Source organism: Erythrobacter sp. SG61-1L (genome assembly GCF_001305965.1).
In the GTDB taxonomy this organism is placed as follows: Bacteria; Pseudomonadota; Alphaproteobacteria; order Sphingomonadales; family Sphingomonadaceae; genus Andeanibacterium.
Window position 1 is genome coordinate 242,775 of sequence record NZ_JXQC01000003.1, and the last position, 25,217, is coordinate 267,991.

At 63.5% G+C, this 25,217-nt stretch carries 18 protein-coding genes; 13 read left to right on the forward strand and 5 right to left on the reverse strand.

The genetic code is table 11. The features are described from left to right. Positions 1-92: 92 nt before the first annotated feature. The 4 genes from SZ64_RS01465 to SZ64_RS01480 all read left to right on the forward strand — a co-directional run bounded on the left by SZ64_RS01465 (position 93) and on the right by SZ64_RS01480 (position 6,916). Entirely contained in the window at positions 93-1,259 is a 1,167-nt protein-coding gene (locus SZ64_RS01465; RefSeq protein WP_054529204.1) for an HlyD family secretion protein, read from the forward strand. Between the two features lie 83 nt (positions 1,260-1,342). Continuing rightward, on the forward strand, positions 1,343-2,830 hold the full coding sequence (locus SZ64_RS01470; protein ID WP_241773081.1) for a DHA2 family efflux MFS transporter permease subunit: 1,488 nt from the start codon (positions 1,343-1,345) through the stop codon (positions 2,828-2,830). An 8-nt stretch (positions 2,831-2,838) separates the two neighbouring features. Further along, positions 2,839-4,299, forward strand: coding sequence for an efflux transporter outer membrane subunit (locus tag SZ64_RS01475; RefSeq protein ID WP_054529206.1), 1,461 nt, complete (start codon positions 2,839-2,841; stop codon positions 4,297-4,299). A 271-nt stretch (positions 4,300-4,570) separates the two neighbouring features. Beyond that, entirely contained in the window at positions 4,571-6,916 is a 2,346-nt protein-coding gene (locus tag SZ64_RS01480; protein ID WP_054529207.1) for a TonB-dependent receptor, read from the forward strand. 76 nt (positions 6,917-6,992) lie between these two features. On the opposite strand, the gene SZ64_RS01485 is transcribed toward SZ64_RS01480, so the two are convergent. Beyond that, complete coding sequence (locus tag SZ64_RS01485) at positions 6,993-7,904, reverse strand: LysR family transcriptional regulator (protein WP_054529208.1); 912 nt, start codon at positions 7,902-7,904, stop codon at positions 6,993-6,995. A 196-nt stretch (positions 7,905-8,100) separates the two neighbouring features. Here SZ64_RS01485 and SZ64_RS01490 point away from each other — a divergent pair, with 196 nt between their 5' ends. The 4 genes from SZ64_RS01490 to SZ64_RS01505 all read left to right on the forward strand — a co-directional run bounded on the left by SZ64_RS01490 (position 8,101) and on the right by SZ64_RS01505 (position 14,728). Further along, complete coding sequence (locus tag SZ64_RS01490; protein WP_054529209.1) at positions 8,101-9,012, forward strand: formylglycine-generating enzyme family protein; 912 nt, start codon at positions 8,101-8,103, stop codon at positions 9,010-9,012. A gap of 17 nt (positions 9,013-9,029) precedes the next feature. Then, positions 9,030-11,336 (forward strand): arylsulfatase, encoded by a 2,307-nt coding sequence (locus tag SZ64_RS01495; protein WP_082384384.1) that lies wholly within the window; start codon positions 9,030-9,032, stop codon positions 11,334-11,336. 222 nt (positions 11,337-11,558) lie between these two features. After that, positions 11,559-13,526: a TonB-dependent receptor gene (locus tag SZ64_RS01500; protein ID WP_054529210.1), complete on the forward strand. Its 1,968-nt coding sequence runs from the start codon at positions 11,559-11,561 to the stop codon at positions 13,524-13,526. 17 nt (positions 13,527-13,543) lie between these two features. Continuing rightward, complete coding sequence (locus tag SZ64_RS01505) at positions 13,544-14,728, forward strand: hypothetical protein (protein WP_156313414.1); 1,185 nt, start codon at positions 13,544-13,546, stop codon at positions 14,726-14,728. Positions 14,729-14,738: 10 nt separating this feature from the next. Here the strand turns inward: SZ64_RS01505 and SZ64_RS01510 are convergent, their stop codons facing one another. The 4 genes from SZ64_RS01510 to SZ64_RS18705 are packed head-to-tail and all read right to left on the reverse strand — an operon-like array spanning position 14,739 to position 20,404. Continuing rightward, positions 14,739-18,839, reverse strand: a complete 4,101-nt coding sequence (locus tag SZ64_RS01510; protein ID WP_054529212.1) for a cobaltochelatase subunit CobN — start codon at positions 18,837-18,839, stop codon at positions 14,739-14,741. After that, positions 18,817-19,206: a DUF2149 domain-containing protein gene (locus tag SZ64_RS01515; RefSeq protein WP_054529213.1), complete on the reverse strand. Its 390-nt coding sequence runs from the start codon at positions 19,204-19,206 to the stop codon at positions 18,817-18,819. The genes SZ64_RS01510 and SZ64_RS01515 overlap by 23 nt, the downstream gene beginning before the upstream one ends. After that, positions 19,206-19,826 (reverse strand): MotA/TolQ/ExbB proton channel family protein, encoded by a 621-nt coding sequence (locus tag SZ64_RS01520; RefSeq protein WP_054529214.1) that lies wholly within the window; start codon positions 19,824-19,826, stop codon positions 19,206-19,208. Before SZ64_RS01520 ends, SZ64_RS01515 begins: the two co-directional genes overlap by 1 nt. Beyond that, positions 19,823-20,404: a hypothetical protein gene (locus SZ64_RS18705; protein ID WP_054529215.1), complete on the reverse strand. Its 582-nt coding sequence runs from the start codon at positions 20,402-20,404 to the stop codon at positions 19,823-19,825. Before SZ64_RS18705 ends, SZ64_RS01520 begins: the two co-directional genes overlap by 4 nt. 314 nt (positions 20,405-20,718) lie before the next feature. Between SZ64_RS18705 and SZ64_RS01530 the strand changes: the two genes are divergently transcribed. From SZ64_RS01530 to SZ64_RS18110, 5 genes are read left to right on the forward strand one after another with little or no spacing between them, the layout of a single operon-like run. Beyond that, positions 20,719-22,308 carry an FAD-binding oxidoreductase gene (locus SZ64_RS01530; RefSeq protein ID WP_054529216.1) on the forward strand — a complete coding sequence of 530 codons (1,590 nt, stop codon included), beginning with the start codon at positions 20,719-20,721 and terminating at the stop codon, positions 22,306-22,308. After that, entirely contained in the window at positions 22,305-22,757 is a 453-nt protein-coding gene (locus SZ64_RS18105) for a cytochrome c (protein WP_156313416.1), read from the forward strand. Before SZ64_RS01530 ends, SZ64_RS18105 begins: the two co-directional genes overlap by 4 nt. Next, positions 22,754-23,158, forward strand: coding sequence for a hypothetical protein (locus SZ64_RS01540; protein ID WP_054529217.1), 405 nt, complete (start codon positions 22,754-22,756; stop codon positions 23,156-23,158). The genes SZ64_RS18105 and SZ64_RS01540 overlap by 4 nt, the downstream gene beginning before the upstream one ends. Before the next feature lie 4 nt (positions 23,159-23,162). After that, the gene (locus SZ64_RS01545) at positions 23,163-24,776 is read left to right on the forward strand and encodes an FAD-binding oxidoreductase (RefSeq protein ID WP_054529218.1); all 1,614 of its coding nucleotides are present in this window, start codon (positions 23,163-23,165) and stop codon (positions 24,774-24,776) included. Continuing rightward, complete coding sequence (locus tag SZ64_RS18110) at positions 24,773-25,210, forward strand: cytochrome c (protein ID WP_199797063.1); 438 nt, start codon at positions 24,773-24,775, stop codon at positions 25,208-25,210. The genes SZ64_RS01545 and SZ64_RS18110 overlap by 4 nt, the downstream gene beginning before the upstream one ends. Positions 25,211-25,217: the final 7 nt, after the last annotated feature.

A 25,217-nucleotide genomic window follows, 5' to 3' on the forward strand; every position in this document is an offset into this window, starting at 1 on the left:
CACAATATATGGTATTGCCATATGCTGCAATTGCGAGCATCTGGCAAGCAGTTCCGGCTCTTTTGTGAGTCGTTCGAAAGGATCAAGAGACAGTGACGAGCCCTACCGCCGAAGAACTCGGTGCGGACGAAAACGCGTCTGCAGCCGAGGCGAAGCCATCGCCCCTGAAGCGCAAGGGTGTGCGGCTGGTCATATTGGGCGTGGTCATCGTGGCCCTGGTGCTGGGCGCAAGCTGGTTCGCCAATTACTGGATGGTCGGCCGCTATGTGCAGGGCACGGAAGATGCCTATGTCCAGGCCGATGCCGTAGTCGTGGCGCCCAAGGTGGCCGGCTATGTCGAACAGGTCTTCGTGGCGGACAATCAGGCTGTTTCTGCGGGCGATCCGCTGTTCAGCATCGATCCGCGCGATTATCGCTCGCAGGTGGCGCAGGCGCAGGCGCAGATCGACATGGCAAATGCCAGCGCCAAGGGCCTGCAGGCCCAGATCGCGGAGCAGCATGCTGCCGTGGATGGGGCCATTGCCCAGCTTGCTTCTGCCGAAAGCGATCTGCGTTTCGCGAAGACCATCCGCGACCGTTACGAGGCACTGGCCGCCAGCGGTGCTGAATCGCGCGAAACCTTTGCCGAGAAGCGCAGCCAGTTCGAACGGGCCGAAGCCGCCGTTGCGGCCCGCAAGGCCAACCTTGCCAGCGCCCAGCGCCGTGTCGCGACGCTGGAGGCTCAGGTTGGCCAGGCCAAGGCCCAGGCCGAAGGCGGGGTTGCGCAGCGTGCGGCCGCCGATGTCGATCTGGGTTCAACGGTGGTGCGCGCCAGCATCGCAGGCCGCATCGGCAACAAGACCGTGCAGCCGGGCCAGTTCGTGCAGCCCGGCACTCGCGCCATGTCGATCGTGCCGGTGCAGCAGCTTTATATCACGGCCAATTTCAAGGAAACGCAGCTTGGCCTGATGCGTGTGGGCCAGCCGGTCTCGATCGAGGTCGATGCGCTGGAAGGCGTTGAGCTGAAGGGCAAGGTCGAAAGCATCGCCCCCGGCACCGGCGCGCAATTCTCGCTGTTGCCGCCTGAAAACGCCACGGGCAATTTCACCAAGATCGTCCAGCGCGTTCCGGTGCGGATCGCGGTGGAAGCCGGGCCTGAAACCCGCGCCCTGCTGGTGCCGGGCATGTCGGTGCATGTCTCGGTCGATACGCGCTCTGCCAAGGGTTCGATCGAGAAGATCGCCAAAGAGCAGAAGGCGCTGGAGCAGGCGAAGAAGTAATGGCTGGCGCCGCCGCCCAAAAGCAAGCGCCTGCTGCCGGCACGCGCCCGCCAAACGCCGATCTTGGCGCATGGCTGGCGGTGATGGCCGGCACGCTGGGCGCGATGATGGCGACTTTGGACATTTCCATCGTCAATTCCGCGCTGCCCACGATCCAGGGCGAAATCGGCGCGAGCGGCACGGAAGGGACGTGGATCGCCACGTCCTTCCTCGTGGCGGAAATCATCATCGTGCCGCTTTGCGCATGGCTGGAAAGGCTGTTTGGCCTGCGCCGGTTCCTGCTGATCTCGGCCGTGCTGTTCACTGCCTTTTCGGTGCTGTGCGGCGTTGCCGATAATCTGACGACCATGATTATCGGCCGTGCGGGGCAGGGCCTTGCCGGTGGGGGCATGATCCCCACGGCGATGACCATCATCGCCACGCGCCTGCCACGGCACCAGCAGCCCATCGGCACATCCCTGTTCGGGGTCACCGCCATTCTCGGCCCGGTGGTCGGCCCTCTGCTGGGTGGCTGGCTGACCGAGGAATTCAGCTGGCACTATGCCTTCCTCATCAACGTGCCGATCTGCGCCCTGCTGGTCGTGCTGCTGCTGGTCGGCCTGCCGAACCAGAAGATGAAGCCCGAACTGCTGAAGGATGCGGACTGGCTGGGCCTGTTCGGCCTGTCCATCGGCCTTGGCTGCATGACGGTGGTGCTGGAAGAGGGCAATCGCGAACAGTGGTTCTCCTCCACCCTCATCATCCAGCTCACTGCGGTTTCCGCCATCGGCTATGCGATGATGATCTGGGGCCAGTTCCGCGCGAAAGACCCGATTATCCGCCTCGCCTTGCTGTTTGACCGACAGTTTGGCGCGGTGGTGGTGATGGCTGTGATGCTGGGGATGGTGATCTACGGCACGTCCTACGTCATCCCGCAATTCCTGGCGTCCATTGCCGATTACAATGCCCTGCAGGCGGGCAAGGTCGTCATGATCTCGGGCATTCCGTCGATGATGATGATGTTCATTGCCCCATTGCTGATGCGCTATTTTGATATACGCCTTGCCGTGATCGTGGGCCTGCTCATCCTTTCGCTCAGTTGCTGGGTGGATACGGCGCTCACGGCCAATTCGGTTGGCGGCGATTTCGTCGAATCTCAGCTGCTGCGCGGTGTGGGTACGGTGCTGGCTTTCCTGTTCCTCAATCAGGCAGCGATTTCCTCCGTGCCGCCGCAATATGCGGGCGATGCCTCCGGCCTGTTCAATGCGGCGCGTAACATCGGCGGTTCTCTGGCACTGGCGGCGATCGCCACGGTGCAGGAACAGCGCCTGTGGTTCCATTCGCGCCGGATCGAGGAAACGCTGGAAGCCAACAGCCTGGCTGTGCAGGATCATGTCTCTGGCATGGCACAGATGCTGGGCGGCACCGATACTGCCCTGCGTGCCATTTCCGGCAGTATCACGCGCGAGGCGCTGGTGATGACCTATAACGACATGTTCTGGCTGCTCGCGGTGGGCATCCTGATTGTTACTCCGCTCGTCCTGCTGCTGCGTCCGCTGCCCAAGGACATTTCCGCCGCTCCGGCCCATTGAGACAAGCGATGCGATATTCCACGCGCCACCTGATCCTGCCCGCCCTGCTTACGCTGGGGGCCTGTACCGTCGGCCCCGATTATGCCGGGCCGCCCGCACTCGGTTCTGCCGGTGGTGGCGACGGCTTCGTGCGCGCCGAAGGCGATTTCGCGCAGGGCCAGCCCGCGCTGGCTGACTGGTGGACCGGGCTGGGCGATCCGGTGCTGAACGAACTGGAAACGCGCGCCCTTGCCGGCAGCCCGGATCTTGCGGCGGCCAAGGCGCGCATTGGCGGCGCCCGTTCGGCACTGGCGGTGGAAAAGGCCGGCAGCAAGCCGTCGCTCACCGCCATGGGCGTTGCCGCCCATGTCCGCATTCCCGATCTGGGTGGTGGAAATTCGAGCGGTGAACCCACCACGGAAGAGGAATCTGGCGGGACGACTTCGACCAATTTCTTCAATCTTGGCCTCAATGCCGCGTGGGAAGTGGATCTTTTCGGCGGCCAGCGCCGGAAGGACGAGGCTGCGCGGGCCGAACTGGCCGGTGCCGAGGCAAGCGCGCAGGATGCGCAGGTCAGCCTCACTGCCGCCGTGGCCGAGGCCTATATCTCCTATCGCGAGCGTCGGCAGGGCCTGGCCCTTGCCGAAGCGGCAGTGAAGCAGCGTGAGGAACTGGCGGCCTATGCCCGCCAGCGTTTCGAACTGGGTTCGGGCACTTCAGTGGCAGTGGAACAAGCCAATTCGGCGCTGGAACAGGCGCGCCAGCAGGTTGCGCCGCTGCGGGCGGAAGCGCAGAGCTATGCCAATGCGCTGGCGATCCTGACGGGCGAGGCGCCCGGCGCGGTCGATCCGCTGCTGGCGCAGGTCGCGCCCATTCCGCTGCCGCCTGCCAGCGTTGCTGTCGGCAATCCGGAAGAACTGCTCAAGCGCCGCCCCGATATTCGCGTGGCCGAAAGGCGGCTGGCAGCGCAGAACGCCCGGATCGGTGTGGCCGAAGCCGCGCGTTTCCCGCGCCTCAATTTCATGGGCATTTTGGGGCTGGGCGGCAGCAATCTGGCCGATCTGACCCATCTGGACGATTTCACCGCCGTCGCCGCGCCGATGCTGCAATGGAACTTCCTCGATTTCGGCAAGGCGAAAGCCCAGGTCGGGCAGGCGGAAGCACGGCGCGACGAGGCGGAGGCGCTCTATCGCGGTACCGTGCTGGGCGCGTTGCGCGATGTGGAAGATGCACTTGCCGCCTTCCGCGCCTCGCGCGAGACAGTGGCCAGCCTTGCAAGGGCGGAAGAGAGTGCCGCCAAGATCGAAGACCTGCAACGCCAGCGCTATGAACTGGGCGCGGCGGGCAAGCCTGCCCTGCTGGAAGCGGAACTGGCGCACAACTCCGCCCGTCAGGCACTCGACCGGGCGACCGCCAAATTGACCAGCGATTTCGTGGCGTTGCAGAAGGCCCTCGGGCTCGGCTGGAGCGAAGGCGTTTCCGGCTTCTGATCCGATTTCTATGTGGCCGGAGGGCAAGCCCCAGCCTTCCGGTCACACCCCATGGGTTCAGCAGAGCTACAAGCGATAAGCTATCGCTTATAAGTGTCATAGAAGGTTGCTCCGTTGCTAAGCGACTGAGTGTGCCAATATTTCAGACCCCGTCCGGAATGGCGGGGGCTTCCCAACTCACCTCCCGCTTCTCCGACGCCAGAGAATGGGCGGCGTGCGTCATGCAACGAACCGCACCCCGCCTGAGAGCGATAAGAATTTGGGAGGACATATGCGTTTTACGAAGACCAGCCTGTTGCTGTGCGCGGCGACCGCCGCCCTGACAGGTGCAGCCCCGGCCATAGCGCAGGATGGAGCCGCTTCCGACACGGCAAACGACGATATCGGCGAAATCATCGTCACGGCACAGTTCCGCGAACAGCGGCTGCAGGACACGCCTATCGCGATCACCGCCATCGACGGCGAAGGTCTTGCGGCCCGCAGCTATTCGACCGTCACCGACCTGACCAACAGCGCGCCCAACGTGGTGCTGAAGCCCACCGGCTCGGCCTTCGGCCCCGGCGCGGCGGTGTTCATTCGCGGTGTCGGCCAGGCGGACACGAACTTCGCCTATGAGCCGGGCGTGGGCCTGTATGTCGACGATGTCTATCACGGCACCGTCTTCGGTTCGCAGCTGGACCTGTTGGACCTTGACCGGGTGGAAATCCTGCGCGGCCCGCAGGGCACGCTGGCGGGCAAGAACTCCATCGGCGGGGCAGTGAAGCTCTATACCAAGAAGCCCACCGGCGAAGGCGGCTTCCTGGAAGCCACCGTAGGTTCGCGCGATCAGCTTGACCTGCGCGGCAGCGCCGATTTCACCATCGTGCCCGACCGGCTGTTCATGCGCCTTTCCGGCGTTACGCGCCATCAGCAGGGCTATGTCACGCGCTACGATTTCGGCTGCAAGAACCCGGGCGTGGCGGGCATTCCGGCAACCGGTTCGCCCACCGAAGACTGCGTCATCGGGCATGAAGGCGGCAGGGATTACACCGCCGGCCGCATGGCCCTGCGCTGGGTGGCCAGCGACAATGTCGAAGTGAACATCTCCGCCAGCAAGCTGGTGGACGATTCCGAACCGCCGCCGACCACGCTGCTGGCCCTTACGGTGTCCAATGCGCTGACGCCCGGCTTCACCGATCGTTCGCTGCTGATCCCGGCTGAAGGCGAGTATTACAACTACTCGACCTATGTGACCCCCGCGTTCACCGACGCTGACGGCAGCCATCCGGCCACCGTGTGGGACCCGAATACCCGCCTGCGTGCGTGGGAAGTGGCGGGCACGATTGACTGGACCATCAGCGATACGCTGGCCCTCAAGTCGATCACTGCCTATCAGGATCTGTCGGGTTCCTATGGCTCGGACTATGACGTCACGCCGTTTGGCATCAACACGTCCAACATCACCAATTCGCACCACCAGTTCACGCAGGAACTGCGCCTGAACGGCACCAGCTTCAACGACAAGCTCGATTGGACCCTGGGCGCCTATTACTATGACGCGACGAGCTACATCGAAGGCGGCGACATCATCGCGCCGGGCCTTGCGACTTCTTCGGTCTTCTATTCGGACGATACGATTCCGGCGGAAAGCATCTCGGGCTTTGCCCATGCAGTGATCCACCTGACCGATCGCCTGAACCTGACCGGCGGCATCCGCTACACGCATGACAAGAAGGATTACCACTTCCGCCGCCTGAACGTGTTCGACACGAGCGAGCCGAGCTACACAGCGCAGAACAAGATCGACGGAGCCATCGGCAGCTATTCCGGTGACCGCGTGGATTATCGCGTGAATGCGGATTACCAGCTGACGCCGGACCTGATGGTCTATGCCCAGTTCAGCACCGGCTATCGCGGTGGCGGCGTAAATCCGCGCCCCTTCGTGATCCAGCAGGTGCAGCCGTTCCAGCCTGAATCGCTCAATGCCTATGAAATCGGCTTCAAGAGCGATTTCCTGAATCGCGCGGTGCGGCTGAACATGTCGGCCTTCATCAACGATTATAAGGACATCATCTTCTCCAACACCGCGCCGACCGTGGTGGACGGAGTGACGCTGAGCGCCCAGAACGCAACGCCGACCAATGCCGGCGATGCGCGCTTCACTGGCGTGGAAGCCGAACTGACCCTGCGGCCGGTAAAGGGCCTCACCATCGACGCCACCGGCAGCTATCTGGACTTCCAGTTGAAGAGCATCGGCGCGACCGGGGCGACGATCAGCGGCATCACGCTGGATTCGCTGGCGCCTTACATCACCAAGTGGAAGGCCAGCTTCGGTGCCCAGTATGAAGCCGACCTGGGCAGCGCCGGCACACTGACGCCGCGTTTCGACCTGGCCTACCAGTCGTCGTTCTTCACTGCGTCGGACAACAACCCGGCAACGCTGGTTCCGGCCTACACGGTTATGAACGCCCGCCTTACCTGGACCTCGCCGGACGAGGACTGGCAGGTTGCGCTGGCCGTCACCAACCTGACGGACGAGTTCTATTACCGGAACAAGGGCCGCCTGCCGATCGGCATCGTGTCGGGCCAGCCCGGCGCGCCGCGTGAATGGTCGCTCAGCGTTCGTCGCAATTTCTAGAGGTACCTCCCGAGGCGGGTCGTTTCCGGCTGAGCACCGGAGGCGGCCTGCCTCACCCTCTCTCCCGAGCCAGAGATCAGGCGGAAATGGCGCGTTTTTCGTTCAACGCGGCCAGAACGAATTCCTCCACGATCCGGGCAGCGGGCGTCGCGGTCGGAGAACGTGCAACCAGCCGCTGGAGCGGAGGGAAATCGCCGTCGAGCACTTCCAGCCGCCCGCTCGCAATACTGCCCGCCACCTGTTCATGCATCAGCACTGCAACGCCCTGGCCGTCTTCCACCATCTGCTGGATGATGTCTGGAAACTCCACATAGAGAAACGGCCTGACAGGCTTGATGCCCTTGCGCCGGAACTGCAGCTCCACCCAATGCTCCGGCTGCGCGTCGGAAGAGTGGATGATGTAATTCAGATCGTCATAGCTCAATTCGCCGGAATCCAGCTTCGCCCGCGTGCCCGGCGCGCCGACCAGCGCGGTGGGGACTTCGGCAATATGGCGGACATTCGGCCAGCTGCCGATCACTTGGCCCACCGAATAGACGACGATGTCGATCTTCCCGCGATCGAACCCGCTCTGCACTTCGTCAGGCCGGATCAGCGGCATCAGCACCAGCTCGATTTCAGGATGTTCCCTATAGAGGCGGGGAAGTGCGGGCTTGAGGTAGACGTCACGCAGGCGCGGGCCGATGCACAGCCGCACACGCTGGCGGCGGGCGCCCGGTTCGTCGCCGCGCATTTCCTTGCTCGCGCTCAGCATCATTTCGGCGCTTTCCAGTAGCTTCGTGCCGTCATGGGTCAGCAATGGCGTGGTTCCCCGGCGCCGGATGAACAATTGGCAGCCCAGCCGATCTTCCAGCATCGAGATCTGGTCGCTCACAGCGGGTTGCGAAATGCCGAGCTGGTCGGCCGCGCGGCTGAAACTGCCTGCCTTTGCCGCGCAAACGAAGGTCCGCAATTGCTGGAGCGTGAAATCGCGCTTGTCCTGAAACATCCGATTTCTCCCGGTATGGCGCGCGAATTTCGGCAAGCCATAAGTTATAACTTATGAAGCGTATAAGCACCGGATGCCTTGCAATTGCAAGGCCGCAGCTGTCTCCTCCCAATCGAAAAGGCGCGGAAAAGCGCGGTATCGAGCGTTTGATAGGGGAGATGGCGGGGTGACTACGGTGGCGGGCGAATTGTGCCCGATGGTCCTGCTGGAAGGTGGGCGGTTCTGGATGGGATCGGACGATCACTATCCCGAAGAACGGCCCTGCCGCGAAGTGAAAGTCGGCAGGTTCGAGATCGACGTCGTGCCCGTGACCAACCGGCAATTCGCGCGCTTCGTGGAGGCCACGGGATACGTCACCGTGGCAGAGCGGGCGCCCGACCCGGCGGATTATCCCGACGCCGATCCAGCCCTGCTCCAGCCCGGCTCGTCAGTCTTCATGGCGCCTGCGCGGCTGACCATGGGGATGAACCCCATGCAATGGTGGCAATTCGTGTTCGGCGCCAATTGGCGAGAGCCGCTGGGGCCGGGGAGCGGTTCTGCCGGGCTTGCCGATCATCCTGTAGTCCACATCGCCCACGAAGATGCCGATGCCTTTGCCAGATGGGCGGGCAAGCGGCTGCCGAACGAGGCGGAATGGGAATATGCCGCCCGCGGGGGGCTGGGCCGGCTGCCCTATGCCTGGGGCATCGAACTGGCGCCGGGGGGCGCTATGCTGGCCAATTACTGGCAGGGCGCTTTCCCGCTGGAGAATTCGCTGCTCGACGGGTGGGAGCGAACTTCCCCCGTCTGTTCCTATCCGCCCAATCCCTTCGGGCTTTACGACATGATCGGCAATGTCTGGGAATGGTGCAGCGACTGGTACAGCGATGCGCCGGGCAGGAAGGCGCCTTCCTGCTGCGGCGGTGACGATGCCCGCGTCGCCAGCCACGATCCCGACGATCCGGGCCGTAACTTCCCCCGAAAGGTGCTGAAGGGCGGATCGCATCTGTGCGCCGAGAATTACTGCCGCCGTTATCGCCCGGCGGCCCGTTATCCGCAGACCATCGACACATCGACATCCCATATCGGCTTCCGCTGCGTCCGCGACGTGGCGGCCAAGGCCGCTTGAAACGGAGAGAGCATTCCATGACTTCCCCTAATCGCCGCGCAAAGCAGGCCCGCGCCGCCATCGGTACGGCCATCGCACTGGTGTTCACGGTCAATGCGGCTGGCGCGGCCGCGGAAAGCCAGCCCGCAGGCGCCGCCCCCGCGCGCGAGTGGAAATATTATCCGCAACCTCCGCGTGCGCCTGCCGGGGCGCCCAATGTGCTGCTGATCATGACCGACGATGCCGGGTTCAGTTCGGCCAGCACTTTCGGTGGCCCGATCCCTACGCCCACTTTCGACCAGCTGGCGAAGGACGGGCTGCGCTATAATGAATTTCACACCACGGCCATGTGCTCGCCCACCCGTGCGGCGCTGCTGACCGGGCGTAATTCGCATGCCGTGGCCAGCGGTTCGATCACCAATGTCTCGGTGGATGAAAAGGGCTATACTTCGGTGATCCCCGACAGCGCCGCCACCTTGGGCAGCGTGCTGCGCGACAATGGCTATGACACTGCCTTCTTCGGCAAGAACCACAACACCCCCCTGTGGGAGACCGGCCCGATGGGACCGTTCAACCACTGGCCCAATGCCTGGGGCTTCGATTATTTCTATGGCTTCAACGGTGCGGCGGATGACCAGTTCAGGCCGCAGCTGATCGAGAACCGCAATCAGGTGGAGCCGCCGGCCGACCCGGATTACATCCTCGACAAGGACATGACCAATCACATGATCGACTGGCTGCGCGTCCAGCGCGTGCAGCGGCCCGATCATCCCTTCTTCGCCTATTTCTCGCCCGGTTCGATGCATTCGCCGCATCAGGCACCGGCAGACTGGATCGCGAAGTTCAAGGGCCAGTTCGACATGGGTTGGGACAAGCTGCGTGAACAGAACTTTGTCCGGCAGAAGGCCCTGGGCGTGATCCCGCAGGACGCAGTGCTCACGCCGCGCCCTGACGTCTTGCCCGCGTGGGACAGCATCGGGCCGGAAGCGCAGAAGATGTACGCGCACCAGATGGAAGTCGCGGCGGCGCAGCTGGCTTTCTTCGACTTCCAGCTAGGCCGCGTGATCGAGGAATTGCGCCAGAGCGGTCAGCTTGAGAACACCATGGTGATCTATCTGCAGGGCGATAATGGCGCCAGCATGGATAGCCAGCACGGTTCCAGCATGGAATTGCAAAGCCTGCTGGGGATCGAGCCTACCGAAGCGGAACTGATCGCCAATTCCGCCGCCGACGGCACCCCGCATTCCTATTCCAACTATAATGCGGCCTGGGCCTGGGCGCAGAATGCGCCGTTCCCATGGGGCAAGCAGATCGCATCACATCTCGGCGGCCTGCGTGACGGATTGGTCATCAGCTGGCCCAAGCGGATCAAGGCGACGGGGCAATTGCGCAGCCAGTTCCATCACGTGATCGACATCGCCCCGACCATCTATGAGGCGGCGGGGATTACTCCGCCCGAAACGGTTGACGGCGTAAAGCAGCAGCCGATTGACGGGGTGAGCATGGTTTACAGCTTCGATGCCCCCAAGGTGCCTTCTGCCCGCAAGGAGCAGTATTTCGAGATGCTGGGCAACCGGTCCTATTACAAGGATGGCTGGCTGGCTTCGACCACGCCGGGCCGCGCGCCTTACGATCGCTCCACCAACCCGCTGGACCCCGCACAGTTCAAGTGGGAACTCTACAATCTCGATAGCGACTATTCGCAGTCGAAGAACGTCGCCGCGCAATATCCTGCAAAGCTGGCGGAGTTGAAGGCCGATTTCGAGACGGCGGCGAAGCAATACAATGTCTATCCCATTGCCGCCGATCTGATTGGCCGCGTGGGTCCGGGCAATCGCCCCTCGGTCCTCGATGGGCGTAAGGACTTCACCTTCTACGCAGGGGGCACGCGCTATCCGGCCGGTTCCTTCCCGGCGCTGGCGGCAGGCTGGGACATGGCGGCCCGCTTCACCACCAGCGCTGTCGATGCGGATGGACCGATTGTGTTCTCCGGCGATGAGGCCGGCGGGGCGGGGCTGTACCTTGAAGGCGGTCGACCGGTCTTCCTCTACAACGCCACTGCGCGCGAGAAGGAACGGCAGTGGCTGAAGGGCGATGTGCTGGCGCCCGGAGCGCATGAAGTGACCCTGTCCGTCACGGCCGATCCGGCCTCTGGCCCTCGTGCTGCGCGGCTGGTGATGCTGGTAGACGGGAAGGAAGCGGCGTCTGCCTCCTTCCCGGTCTATTACGCACCACGTGGCGGCGGCGTGGTCGGGCGGTACGGCACGCGCACTCTGCTCAAGGATCTCGCCAATCCGCCGGCCAAGGGGCTGACGGTGGATACGGTGCGCTTCACTCAGCGCTGACCGCCTGACGGCGGGAACATCTCACCCCCGTTCGCCAATGGTGTGCGGGGGTGTTTTGCGCCTTGGATCAGGGAAATTACGCAGAATTCTGCGGTGTAACGGCCTGTAACCGGGCGGATTACCGTAATTAACTTACCTGTCTGCCCGATTGCCGCAATCCCCACCCTGTGTGGCAGCCCCCTTGACGAGGAGGGCGCCAGCCTATTCGGAGTTTGGGGGAAGATGAGGAAATTCAACGCAATCTATCGTCGTCAGCACATTCTCGGTTCGGCAGCATGTGCCGCGCTGGCGCTGGCTTTGCTCCCGCAGGCGGCTCAAGCAGCCGAAGACGACACTGCCGAGGCGCAGGATGATGGCGTGGCCATCGTCGTCACTGCATCGCGTTCCGGCGACGGCGTGCGAGCCGATCAATTGGGTGCATCGGTGACCGTCCTCGACAGCGAGGCACTGGAACAGCGCCAGACCCGCGTCGTATCGGACATTCTGCGCGACGTGCCCGGCGTGGCCGTGAGCCGCACCGGCTCCATTGGCGGCCAGACGGCAGTGCGCCTGCGTGGCACCGAAGGCAATCAGGTGCTGGTGCTGATCGACGGCATCGAGGCGGCTGACCCATATATGGGCGAATATGATTTCGGCACGCTGATCGCAGACCCTGCCGCGAAGATCGAAGTGCTGCGCGGGCAGCAAAGCTCGCTCTACGGCTCCGACGCGATCGGCGGCGTGATCCACTACATCACGCTTTCCGGGCGTGAAGCGCCAGGCATCAGCATCCGGGGCGAGGGCGGTTCCTTCGGTACGGTAGGCGGCGCAGTGCGCGTTGCCGGTGCGTCGAGCGATTTCGACTATGCCGTCTCCAGCAGCCTGCACCATACGTCAGGCTATCCCACCGCGCGCGATGGCGTGCGCGATCTGGCCTCCACCAGCCTTGGCGCCAGCGCGAAGGTGAACTGGACGCCCTCCGACACTTTCAAGCTGACCGGCGTGCTGCGCTACAGCTGGACCGATGCCGATACGAACGACACCGAGAATGACAGCAGCAAGCCGAATTTCGGCTACATCGTGGACAGCCCCGGCACCCATTACGTCAATGAGGCGTTCTATGGCCTGCTCGCGGCGGAACTGACCGCGCTGGATGGCCGCTGGACCAACACGCTGACCGGACAGTTCTCCGACACGCAGCGCAAGGGCTTCAACGCTGATGGCTTCAATTATGGCGACAAGGGCCAGCGTTATAAGGGTAGCTTCGTTTCCAGCATGCGCCTGGGGAATGAGGCGATCTCGCACCGCCTGACCGCAGCCGTGGATGGGGAGCGCGAGGAGTTCCAGAACACCAGCCTCTATGCCTTCAACGGCAAGCGCCACACGGACAATGTCGGCATCGTCGGCCAGTATGAACTGACTGCTGGAGCTTTCTCGGGCGGGGCATCCATCCGGTATGACGACAACAATCGGTTCGACAATACGACCACCTGGCGCGTGCAGGGCAGCTATCGCCTGCCGACCGACACACGCATTCGCGCGGCCTATGGCACCGGCGTGAAGAACCCCGGCTATTTCGAACTCTACGGCTATATGGATGGCCGATATATCGGCAATCCGAACCTCAAGCCGGAAAAGTCCGAAGGCTGGGAAGCCGGGCTTGAGCAAAGCTTCATGAACGGCAAGGTCACGCTGGGTGCGACCTATTTCGATTCCGTGCTGACGGATGAAATCTACACCACCTATCCGGCGCCCGATTATGTTGCGACGCCCAGCAACCGGGCGACCAAATCGAAGCAGAACGGGGTAGAGCTATTCCTGTCTGCGCGGCCGATGGCGCAGCTGCGGCTGGATGCTTCCTACACTTACCTCAATGCCAAGGAAGACGGCGTGGTGGAAGTTCGCCGCCCCGGCGACATCGCCAGCTTCAATGCCACATGGTTCAGCAAGGACGACAAGTTCTCGGCCACACTGACCGTGCGGTATAACGGCCGGACCGACGATGTGGCCTATACCGATCCCAGTTGGGTTCCGGTGCGGGTTTCCATGGACCCGTTCACGCTGGTGAACCTCAATGCCCAGTACGAAGTGATGAAGGGGCTGACCCTGTTCGGCCGCGTGGAGAACCTGCTGGACGAGGATTACGAGGAAGTCTTCAGCTTCGCCACGCCGGGCACTTCGGCCTATGCCGGGATCAGCGCCCGGTTCTGACCGGGCCAAGGTCCACAATGGCAAAGCCGCGTATGTTGGCGCGGTACGCGCTGCCGTTGATCCTGCCGCTGGCGGGCTGTGCGCATCTGCCCGCCCCGGTGGTGGAGGCCGGGGAGATGCGGGCTCACGAGTTGAGCCTTGCCGTCTCCCCGCAGGCCGCCTGGGCCGCATGGCACGGCGGAATGGGGGAAGGTTCCGCGATCTTCCTCCAGCCCTTGGATGCGGCGGCACAGGCCACAGGACCGGCCGTGAAGGCGAGCAGCGAAGGCACCACTTTCGCCTATGAGCCTGACCTGATCCAGGGCGACGGCGGCCTGTTCGCCGCCTGGTATCAGAAGAACCCTTTCTCCAATGAGCTTTCAGGCTGGCTTGCCGGCCTTGATGCCGCAGGCAAAAGGCGCTGGCTGGTCCCGCTGGAGCAAGAAGCGGATTGGTCGCGCAATCCGGTCGTGCGTATCGCCGGCAAGCGGCTGCTGGTCGCATGGATTGCTCAGCCTTCGCTCGCTACCTCCGCCCGCGATCCGTCAGTCTGGTATCGCGAGTTTTCCCTGTCCGGCAAGCCGCTGACGGCGCCGCGCGAAGTGGGCGGGGCTGATCGCGATACGTGGAACCTCAACGCCGCGGTGGCGGACGGGAGAATGGTTCTCGCCCTCGATGCCGCCGGTTCTGGCGATACCAACGAATTGCATCTGATCGAGGTGACGGAGCAAGGCTCACGCCATGTCCAACTCACGCCGGATGACGGACACGCTTCCCTCTATCCCGATCTGCAGGTGAATGAGGCAGGTCAGGCTGCCCTCACATGGTTTGACGAGCGTGACGGCAACCGCGAGGTCTATCTTTCGGTCGGTCCGCTCGCGGATTTTCTCACCGGGCATATGGCTGCGCCGATCCGTGTTACTCACGGCGAGGGGGAGTCTATCGGCGCCTATCTCGCGTGGAATGGCGACCGTGTCGGACTTGTGTGGAGCGATGAAGCAGCCGGACAGCGGCGCATATTCGCGCAGGCGTTCGGCAGTGCGGGCAGGCCACTGGCCGAAGCACGGCAATTGTCGAGCGGGCCGGGCAAGTCATCCATTCCGGCGATAAGGGCGAGCGGGGCGGGGTTCCTCGTCGCATGGAACGATTACGAGATGGAAGGCTCTGGCGGCCACGCGCAGGTAACATGGTCCCGCGCGCGGTTCGCCCGCTTCGATCCCTAGGCGCAGCCGCCTAGGCCGGGGAGGCCTGCATCCGGCGCTCCCGCCAGTTCCAGCCCAGCAGTAACAGCACGAACAGCACGGCAGGCCAGATCAGCCCGCTGGCCGAAAGCCGGGGCGGTTCTGCCCGCTCCGGCGCGCGGATGGTGGGCGTGCGATCTTCCTCGGTCATCACCTGGCCCTTCAACTGTGGGTTCTGCGAAGGGGCAGTGCCGGAAGGTGCCATTGCCTGCGGGGCATTGCGCGGTTCCCGTTGCCGGGGTGCCTCTGCCGGGGCGCCTGTCGCCTGCTGTGCGGTGGCAGGGTGCTGGCGGGCAACCAGATCCTGTGCCTGCTGGCGCTCCGCCGCTTCACGCGCATCGTTGCGGCGGGCAAAATCGCGCAGTTCGTCGGCAGCGCTTTCGATCGAGCGGCCCATGGCCTTTTCGAAGGCATTGCGCGCCTTGGCGATGGTGGGGGCAGGCACGCCGCTGCGCTGGGCTTCCTGCATCACATATTCCAGCAGCCGCCCATTGCCGCAGGACACATCCGTGCAATTGACTCCGTGTGTGGTGACGTTCTCCAGATATTCGCTGACCAGTTTGCTGCGCGTCGCCTCGTCCGCCTTCCAGTAATCCTTGCGGATCGTCTCGATCATGCGGGCGGTGATGTCCTGATAGGCGAAGGGGGAATTCTTCTCGAAATAGGCCTTCATGCCCATGTTGCGCTTGTCGAGCACATAGGTCTCATAGGTTTCCTGCCACATGGCATCGTCCACCACATCGGTTGCGGTGGCATCCCAGCCCCAGAGATATTCCACGAATTCCCGCATCGCCCCTGCGCCGGCATAGCCTTCCTTCTGCATCCCCTCGATCCAGGTCGGGTTGACGTAGCGGGAGCGGAATTCGCGGCCGATGAAGGTGTCCAGCCCGGTCATGGCAGGCTTGCCGGGATCGCGCGTGTCAGTGATCTGGAGGTCCGGCGTCGTGCCATCGAGGCTGCGCACGGCGGAGGCGAGGCCGCCCATATACATGAACATGTCATCGTTATCGAGCGTGCCATAGAGCATGGTCGAGTTCGAATGGACGATGGTTTCGGTGCCAGAGATGGCCAGCCGGAATACGTCCGGCATGGGCTGGCCCCAATAGCCATTGCCGTAACCGTGGCCCATCTTGCGGATATAATCGTTGGCGAAACCAGCTTCGTCATCCCACGATCCGCTGGCGGCCACGATATTCGAGGTGTTCAGGTTATAGCTGCCCGGCGGCTCGTCGAAGATGCGCACGCCGGCCATCTTGTCGGCCTCCTCGGGCGCGACGCCCTTCTCGATCAGAACGCGCTTCATTTCGAGATAATGCTGGCGAACCTGATTGTCGGCTTCGTCCAGCGCCTTCAACTTCTGCACGGCTTCGTCCATCAGGCGAGTGACATTGCCGAACAGTCCTTCGGCGGCGGAGGCGATCACGATGTCCACGCGGGGGCGGCCCAGCTGTTCGCGCGGGATCACCTCCACGCCCACCACCTTGCCGCGTGCATCCCAGACCGGCCTGGTGCCGAGCAGGTAGAATATCTGCGATTCCAGCACGCCTTCATGGCGCATGGTTTCGTCCCCCCAAATCACGAAAGATACCTTGGAGGGGTATTTGCCGTTCTTGCGGAAGGATTTCTGCAGCAGTTCTTCTGCCAGCTTTGCCCCCATTTCCCATGAGGCGGGCTTGGGCACCTTGTCTGGATCGATGCCGTAGAAATTGGCGCCGGTGGGATAGGAATCCGGATTGCGCACCGGCTCGCCGCCCTTGCCTGCGGGCACGAAGCGTCCTGCAAGGCCGAGCATCAGGCCGTCAAGCTCGCGCGGGCCGGAGGCGAGGATGCGCTGGCGCATGTCGTCGGCAAAGATTTCACTGGCATCGGGCAGGGCGGAACGGTCAACGCTCATGATCGCCTTCACCGTGCTGTCCACGGCGTCGGGAACCGGCGTGCGGCCGAAGGCGTGCATGCCATAGGGGATGATCTGCCCGCGCAGTTCCAGCAGGTAGTCCTCCACTTGATGGAGCTGCGCGTCAGTCCATTCGACATCCGGATCGAGGCCGACATCCTTCGCGACGCCCAGCTTCACCGCCTGTTCGCGGGCCTGCCTGCCGTAAATGCGCGCCAGTTCGGGGTTCTTGCTCTCGTTCTTGGTATGGTCGTTGAGCAACTCGCTCAGCTTGGCGAGGTCTTCGGTCAACCCGCCTTCGGTGAAGGGCGGCACCATGTGATCCACCAGAGTGGCCATGCCGCGCCTGCGGGCGACCAGGCCTTCGCCCACAACGTCCACATTGTAGATGTAGAGGTCCGGCAGGTCCGAAATCAGCGCGTCGGGCGCGTCTTCCTCGCCAAGGCCTGCATCGCGCCCGTCGAGCCATTCAAGCGTGCCATGCGTGCCGATATGCACCACCGCATCCGCCTTGTAGCCATTGCGCAGCCAGGCATAGGTGGCGACATATTGGTGCGGCGGGGCAAGGTCCGTCGCGTGATAGAGCTTTTCCAGATCCTCGCCCCAGGCGCGATTGGGCTGCGGCATCAGCATCACATTGCCGAACTGCACGCCCGGCACGATCAGGTTGACGCGGCCGTCCCGGCGCTCGGTCATCAGCTTGCCGTCTTTCGGATCGCCCCAGTCCTTCAGAATCTTGGCGCGAAGGGTAGGGGCAAGGGCATCCAGCCACTTGCGATAATCTTCAACGTCCACGCGATTGGCACCGCCCTGCGCGATCATTTCCTCCAGCTCGCCGGGCGCATCGCTGCCGACATTGCGGGCCTTGGTGGTGATCTGCGCCAGCACCTCGTCGGCCAAGGGTGCGGGACCGCCAATGTCATAGCCTTCTGACGCCATGCGCTGGAGGATATTGGCCAGCGTTTCCGCCACGTTGAGATAGCTGGCGGAAATGCCCGCCTTGCCCGGCGGGTAGTTGTAGTAGATCAGCGCGACCTTCTTTTCCGCATTGGGCTTGCGGGACAGTTCCGCATATTTCAGCCCGCGGCTGACGGCCATTTCCACGCGGGAGCGGATCGGGCTGGTAATGACGGAATTCAGCCCGGTCAGCGGATCGAGCACCTTTTCCTTTGTGCCCACCACTGTGGGAGCGATGGTGCCCGCCAGTTCGGGCGAGGCGAGATTGAAGGTGCCTTCGAATGCGGAAAGGCCCTGCGGCGAATTGCGCCAGTCTTCCTCGCTACGGCCATAGAGGCTGATGAGGTTGATGACCGGGATGCCCACGCCTTCCAGCACGCTGGCCGATTGGGCATCGTTGAACTGGAAGAACAGGCCTAGCCCGACATCGGCGCGCACATCCTTGCCTTCACCCAGCAGCTGCTGAAAGGCGACTGCGCCGGGATAGCCGAAGACGGGGATGGCTTCGGCGCCCTGCCGTTCCACTTCCGCGATCACGGCATTCAGCAGACCGGTGTCGCCCGTGTAGTAATTGGCCTTGAAGAAGCCCACTGCCACGCGAGGGGCGCCGGGGTGCAGCTTGCCGTTCGCGGCGCGCCAGTTCTGGAATTCCTCCCATGTGGCGAATACGCGGCCCGTTTCGCCATCGGGGTAGTAATAGCCGAAATCGAGCGAAGGCTCGGGATCGGGCAAGGCATCGAACCCGGCAATCCCCGCCTTTCCCAGTGCCAGCTTCATCAGGGCAAGCTGGTTCTTCGGCCCGCCATGTTCCCAATAGGCGCGGGCGCGCGGCACCCATGTCACGCCCAGATTGGCGAAGAATTCCTCGCTTTGCAAACCCTGTCCGACGCCCAGAACCGTGCCGCTCTGGCTGGTGGAGCCAACGACATCGAGCTGCTTTTCATCGTCGAAACGGCGCAGCATCTGCTCATTCATGATGTCGTAAACCAGCACATCGCTGGCGACGAGCTTGGCCGGGTCCACTTCCTCGAAAGTGGATTCCGCCAGGAATTGCAGCTCCACCTTGCCCTTCAGGTCCGGCCGTTCTTCCATCAGCTTGCGGAAGGCGGCCAGCGTGCCGGGGATGTTCCCGTCGGAAAAGACGTAGCCCAGCCGCACAGGCGCCACCTGCTGCGCATGGGCGGCGGCAGGCAGCAACAGCAGGGCGATCAGCAGCGCCTTAAGGGTTCGGAGCAGCTTCATCGCCTGCGGGCTTGCCTTCGGTTTCGGGGGTTTGGGTATCCGGCACATAGATGATCTGGCCATTGGCGAGGCGATAGGCGGCGCCCAGACGTTCCCCGTCGCCCTCTCCGGTCGCGCCGGACATCTTGTAGGCCTTGATGGTCTCGCCCTTTTTCACGATGATTTCCTGCATGCCGTTGGCATCGGTCTTCACCATGGTGACTTCGCTCTCACCGCTCATCAGGTCGCCCATATTGTAGACCGAGAACAGCGTGATCATCAGGCCGACGATGAACACGATGGAGGCGTCGAACAAATTGGCGACGCCCGCCAGCGGATCTTCCTCGGCCGGTTCTTCCGGCGCGGCTAGCTTGATGAAGCGGCCCATTACTGGCCCTCCATTTCGGCGGCGATCACTTCTGCCAGATAACGCTGTTCGCGGATCGAGGCGCTGACCCAGCTCTGGCGCAAGGCGACGAGGCCATAGGCCACCGTGCCGGTGGCAAGGCCGATGATCGTGCTGGTGAAGGCCACCACCATCTGCCCGGCCATGGCATTGAGGTTCCCGCCTGCCATCGCGGCAAGGGAGGTGCCCATAGGGATCAGCGTGCCGATCAGGCCCAGGCTGGGGCCGACCTTCACCAGCGCGCGCGGGCCGTCCAGCCCGTGGCGCAATTGTTCCTCATATTCGGCGACGACGTTCTCCAGCCCGCCATGATGCAGCGCCTTGGCCGCATCGAGTTGCTGGATCGCACCGAGCATGGCGGAAAGATTGGCGGGCAGGGCGGCGCGGCGATCGTCCGGTGTATCGAGCACGCGGCCTTCTTGCAGCCATTGCTTGAGATCGAACCCCGAACGCTCGCTGCGGCGGCGCACGGCCTCCACCATATAACGCCCGGCGTAGAACAGGGTGGCGGCCACACACACCCACAGCAGCAGCATCACCGGCAGGCGCAGCACTTGCCCCAGTGCAAACAGCCCGTTTTCGAGGACTTCCGAAAAGTTCATCGCCTGATCCACATTCCCCTGAGGAGACCGGCACCAAGCGCCAGCCCCACGATTGCGATTGCCCATGCTGGCGGAGCCGGGGCGGCGGATTGTGCCGCGTCCTGGCTGAGCACGGTGGCCGATTGCCATCCGTAAAGAAGATCGCCGATCAGCCCCGCCAGCGGCGCGCCCAGCGCGGCAAGGATCAGCGCATGGCCACGCAGTTGGCCATTGCCTCTGCCCGGTCGGGCAAGGAGGAAAGCAATGGTCAGTGCCCCGCCGGTCACGGCGGCCGCTGGCAACAGATCGACGCCTCCGCCAATCTGCAGGGCAGCTGCCAGCCCGGCGCAGGCGCCAGCAACCAGTGATCCTGTGCGCGGCAGAGGGCCGGAGATGAGGCGCCAGCCTGCTGCCACGCCTACCAGTACGCCGATCCAGTTGGGTTGCGGGTTGAACTGCAAGGCGACCGCCAGCACTGCCGCGAAGGCCAGCGCGGCCGCCACGGCGCTGCGCAGGCTGCGGCCGGAATCCTGCAGGCACACTGCCGCCGCCAGCATGGCCAGCAGCCAGATGAGCGAAACGGTCAATGGCAGCAGCACGGTCAGTTCCCGGCTACCGTGGCGCCGCTGCGCGGGCGCAACGCGGCATCGAGGCCCAGCACTTGCATTCCTCTCGAACGGGCGAGCTTTCCTCGCTGTTTGTGAAGAACCAGCGCTAGGGGAGCGGGGGCGGGCAACAAGTAAATTACGGTAATGTAACGCCCCGATTACGTAACAACGGCCCGCTGAAGCAACGAAACTCCCGCGTTTTCCATGCCCCGGCCGGTGCGGCTTGACGGGCGGAGGGGTGGAATTTATGCACTTGCATAAATCGACCGCGCGCGCAGATTCCGCACCGGTCCGGGAGGGATAATATGCGTACACCGCCGGGCGTTTCCGCCGCCACTTTTGCTGACGGCATCGCCGAGATGAAATCCGCCGTGGGGGAGGAGTGGGTCTTCACTTCCGATCCCGACGTAGACACCTATCGCGATTTCTATTCGGTCCTGTGGGGCGAGGAGGACGAGCGGATCGCCTCCGCCGCCGTTGCGCCCAAGACGGTGGAAGAAGTGCAGGCCGTGGTTCGTGCCGCCAATGCGCGCGGGATTCCGCTCTATCCTGTCTCCACCGGGCGTAACCTCGGCTATGGCGGTTCCGCGCCGGTCTATTCCGGCAGCGTGGTGCTGGACTTGAAGCGGATGGACCGCATCATCGAGGTGAGCGAAGGCAATGCCTCCTGCCTCGTCGAGCCGGGCGTGTCCTATTTCGACATGTACCGCCATCTGCAGGAAACCGGATCGAAGCTGTGGATCGACGTGCCCGATCCGGGCTGGGGCAGCATGGTGGGCAATGCGCTGGATTCCGGCGGCGGCTATACCGCAGCGCCCTATCGCGGCCATTTCGAGGCGCAATGCGGGATCGAAGCCGTGATGGCCGATGGCGAGGTCTTCCGCACCGGCATGGGCGCTTTGCCCGGCAGCGAGACCTGGCAGCAATACAAAATGGGCATCGGTCCCTGCCTGGACGGGCTGTTCCGCCAGTCCACGCTGGGCGTGGTGACCAAGATGGGCTTCTGGCTGTTTCCGCAGCCGGAAGCTTACATGAGCTGCTCGGTCGAATTACAGCGCTTCGCGGATATCGACCCGATGGTCGATCTGTTCAACGAGCTGGAATATGGCAACATCTTCAACGGCATGCCTTCCATCGGTTCGCCTGTGCTGTCGCAGGGCAATCCGCTGATCTTCGCGGAAATTCCCGAGGAAGAGGAAATGAACCGCCGGGTGCGCGAAACGGGCCTTGCCGCCTGGCGCGGGTCGATGGTGTTCTATGGCCCCGAAAAGGTCATCCGCGCACAGTGGGACTATGTGCAGGAACGCTTCGCCCATTTCGAAGGGGTGAAGTTCAAGGAAAACCAGTTCGTCAAACTGCCGCTGCGGCCGGAAGACATGGACAAGATCCAGAAGAACCGCTTCGGCATTCCTTCAATGGAAATCTTCGCGGTTGGCTCGCGCGGCTTCGGGGACTTTAACCCCAGCGACGGGCATATCTGGTTTTCCGCCATCATCCCGCGCAGCGGCAAGGGCTTCGTGAAGGCCAATCGCGTGATGCGGCAGGCCTGCGCGGAACATGATGTGCCGCTATTCATGTTCAGCCCGGCGGTCACTTGCTGGACCCGTTCCTTCGTCCTGTTTGCCGCCGTGCCGGTTTACAAGGACAAGGAAAAGAACCGTCGCCTGCGCGAATCCGTGTTGAAGGTGATCCAGATCTGCGCCGAACATGGCTGGGGTGAATATCGCTGCCCGCCTGCCTTCCAGGATGCGGTGATGAATGCCTATAGCTTTAACAACAACATGCTTCGCCGGGTGAACGAGAAGATCAAGGATGCGCTGGACCCCAACGGCATCCTTTCCGCCGGGCGCTATGGCGTCTGGCCTAAGCATCTTCGCGACGGGAGGCACGCATGAAGGCGGCCTATATCGCGCTGGGCGCGCTGGCGCTGGTGGGCGGTTATGCCTTGCAGGCGCAGACCGGAAGCGCTCCGGCCAAGACGCCGGGCATGATGACGCAGGGCGATCCCACGCTGGGCAAGACTTCGCCGCAACTGGCGGAAGGCCGCGCGGTCTATGAGCATTGGTGCGCGCCCTGCCATGCGCCCGATCCCAAGCTGGCCGGCACCTCGGCCCTGCGGGTGAAGTATGAGGGCGAACTGCCCGCCGCGCTGGTCCACCGCGAGGATATGGACAAGGATACGATCGCCTATTTCGTGCGCAACGGCGTCGCCTGGATGGCGCCTTTCCGCAAGACGGAGATCAGTGACGCGCAGCTCGACCAACTGACCGATTTCCTCACCGCTCCGCTGGAGCAGCGCGGGGTCAATCCGGCCGATGTGAAGACCAAGGGGGCAGGCAAATGATCAGCCGGCGTGACCTGATGAAATGGGGCGCAGTGGTGCCCGCTCTGGTGGGCGGTTCTGCCCGCGCCATGGCCAATGTGCCCGAAGGGCTGGACGCGCTGGTGGTTGATGCCCGGCATGCCCCCGGCATCATCGCCAATCCAGGCGGGGTGCAGGTGCTCCGCTTCGATGGCGATGTGACGCAATTGTGGTTCGAAACGCTCGACCCCCTGTGGCGCAAGCCGGGCTTCGTGCTGGGCGGCATTACCGGGCGCGATGCCCTGTTCGTGCTGGAAACCTTATCGTGGGATCGCGGCCGCCGGGTGGTGAGCCGCAAGGAAATGCCCGGTCGTTCGGGCAGGATGGATGGCCCGGTCAGTTGGGTGATCGCGCCCGTTCATCCCAGCGTGAAGAAGGGCTGACCCGGTGGCAGTGCTTCCCCCCGATCTCGATGCCGCAAATTTCGCGCGTTTCCTTGAGGAATTGCGCGGCGCGGTGGGCGCCGACTGGGTCTGGTCCAGCGAGGACGACCTCGGCCCCTATCGCGACAGCTTCTCGCCCGTGTGGAACCAGCCGGAAGAGCGCCATGCCTCTGCCGCTGTCGCGCCCGCCGATGTGGAGCAGGTGCAGGCCATCGTGCGAATTGCCGGACGCTACAAGGTGCCGCTCTTCCCGATCTCGACCGGCAAGAATTTCGGCTACGGCGGGCCTTCGCCCAATGTCACCGGCAGCGTGGTGCTGGACCTGAAGCGCATGAACCGGGTGCTGGAAGTGGACGACAAACGCCATTTCGCACTGGTGGAGCCGGGCGTTTCCTATTTCGACCTCTATCGTCACATCAAGGACAAGGGCCTGAAGGTGATGATCGATTGCCCCGATCCGGGTTGGGGCAGCCCCATCGGCAATTCGCTGGAGCGTGGCATCGGATACACCATGCCCCAGTTCCGTGACCATTTCGGCGCCAGCTGCGGCATGGAGGTTGTCCTGCCCAATGGTGAAGTGATGCGCACGGGCATGGGCGCGCTGCCGGGATCGCAAAGCTGGCAGGAATATAAATACGGCTTCGGTCCCGATCCCTCAGGCCTGTTCGCGCAGGGTAATTTCGGCATCGTCACCAAGATGGGCTTCCGCCTGATGCCGCTGCCCGAATATTATCGCACCGGCCTGATCACCGTGCCGCGTCGCCGCGATTTCGTGAAGCTGGTGGAGCACGTGAACTTCCTGTCCGACAGTTCGCTGATCGGGGAGGCGGTCTATGGCAGCCCGCTGGCCGCGCTGATGGGTGACAAGAGCTTCTATGCTCTGGCCACCAAGCAGGGAGGCCCTTCCGATGCGGAAATGGACGCTGCCGCCAGCAAGGCGGGCCTGCCCAGCTGGCAGGTGGACCTGCAATTCTTCGGGCCTGAAGCCGCGACGCAGGAAAACTGGGAATATGCCAAGCAGCGCATCCTGGCTGATATTCCCGGCGCCAAGGCAATCAACGGGGATCATTTCCCGCTGCCGGCTACCGAGGAACAGCTGCTTAACACGACCCAGCCCTACAAGACCGGCATCCGCCGTTATGGTGCGCTTGGCGTGCCGAGCCTTGGCATCTGGCGGATCGTCAGCAGCAATGGGCATGTGGGCTTCTTCCCCGTCCTGCCGCGCAGTGGGGAGGCCGTGTTCGAGATGCAGCGCGTGATGTGCGACGGCTTGCGGGAATTCCCGCTGGCCGGGCGTTTCTTCAACGCCACCACCGCGCCGCTCTATTGGCACAGCTATGCCTTCCAGATGGTGTTCGCGCCTTCGGTGAAGCATGACGATCCGGCGCTGAATGCGCAGGTCCATGCCGCGATGAAGAAGGCCGTGGCGGTTGCTGCGGAACATGGCTGGGGCGATTACCGCGCCGCGCCGATCTATCAGGATGACGTGGCTGCTACCTACAGCTTCAACAACCACGCACTGCGCCGTTTCCACGAACAGTTGAAGGACGCGATCGATCCTGACGGGATCGTCGCGCCCGGGCGCGGCGGCATCTGGCCCCGGAGGTTCCGTAAATGAGGCGGCTTGCAATCATGGCGCTCTCCCTTGCGCTGGCACCGCTGGCATGGGCGGCCTTCGGAGCTGACGGAGCAAGCGGGCAGACCGCGCAAACTGCCGCGCGCGCTCCGGCCGCCGCGCCGCATCTGGTAAAGGCGGACCTGCCCGGCCGCGCGATCTTCGAACATCAATGCGCGCCCTGCCATGCGGCGGGGCCAGGGGACGACGGGGCGCCGATGCTGCCGGGCACTATGGCGCTGGCCATGCGCTATCAGGGCGAATTGCCGGGCGAACTGGAACTGCGCGACGATCTTGACGGTGACACGATCCGCCTGTTCGTCCGCAATGGCCTCGGCGCCATGCCGATGTTCCGCAAGAGCGAGTTGAGCGACGCCGATATTGACGCAGTGGCGGCCTATCTCAGGGCTACCGCGGAAGCGAGCAAAGCCAAGTAACAAGCGA

Coding starts and splice junctions, on each gene's coding strand:
- SZ64_RS01470 (WP_241773081.1), top strand. CDS start 1,343: ATGGCCGGCACGCTGGGCGCGATGATGGCGACTTTGGACATTTCCATC.
- SZ64_RS01475 (WP_054529206.1), top strand. CDS start 2,839: ATGCGATATTCCACGCGCCACCTGATCCTGCCCGCCCTGCTTACGCTG.
- SZ64_RS01480 (WP_054529207.1), top strand. CDS start 4,571: ATGCGTTTTACGAAGACCAGCCTGTTGCTGTGCGCGGCGACCGCCGCC.
- SZ64_RS01485 (WP_054529208.1), bottom strand. CDS start 7,904: ATGTTTCAGGACAAGCGCGATTTCACGCTCCAGCAATTGCGGACCTTC.
- SZ64_RS01490 (WP_054529209.1), top strand. CDS start 8,101: ATGGTCCTGCTGGAAGGTGGGCGGTTCTGGATGGGATCGGACGATCAC.
- SZ64_RS01495 (WP_082384384.1), top strand. CDS start 9,030: ATGACTTCCCCTAATCGCCGCGCAAAGCAGGCCCGCGCCGCCATCGGT.
- SZ64_RS01500 (WP_054529210.1), top strand. CDS start 11,559: ATGAGGAAATTCAACGCAATCTATCGTCGTCAGCACATTCTCGGTTCG.
- SZ64_RS01505 (WP_156313414.1), top strand. CDS start 13,544: ATGGCAAAGCCGCGTATGTTGGCGCGGTACGCGCTGCCGTTGATCCTG.
- SZ64_RS01510 (WP_054529212.1), bottom strand. CDS start 18,839: ATGAAGCTGCTCCGAACCCTTAAGGCGCTGCTGATCGCCCTGCTGTTG.
- SZ64_RS01515 (WP_054529213.1), bottom strand. CDS start 19,206: ATGGGCCGCTTCATCAAGCTAGCCGCGCCGGAAGAACCGGCCGAGGAA.
- SZ64_RS01520 (WP_054529214.1), bottom strand. CDS start 19,826: ATGAACTTTTCGGAAGTCCTCGAAAACGGGCTGTTTGCACTGGGGCAA.
- SZ64_RS01530 (WP_054529216.1), top strand. CDS start 20,719: ATGCGTACACCGCCGGGCGTTTCCGCCGCCACTTTTGCTGACGGCATC.
- SZ64_RS18105 (WP_156313416.1), top strand. CDS start 22,305: ATGAAGGCGGCCTATATCGCGCTGGGCGCGCTGGCGCTGGTGGGCGGT.
- SZ64_RS01540 (WP_054529217.1), top strand. CDS start 22,754: ATGATCAGCCGGCGTGACCTGATGAAATGGGGCGCAGTGGTGCCCGCT.
- SZ64_RS18110 (WP_199797063.1), top strand. CDS start 24,773: ATGAGGCGGCTTGCAATCATGGCGCTCTCCCTTGCGCTGGCACCGCTG.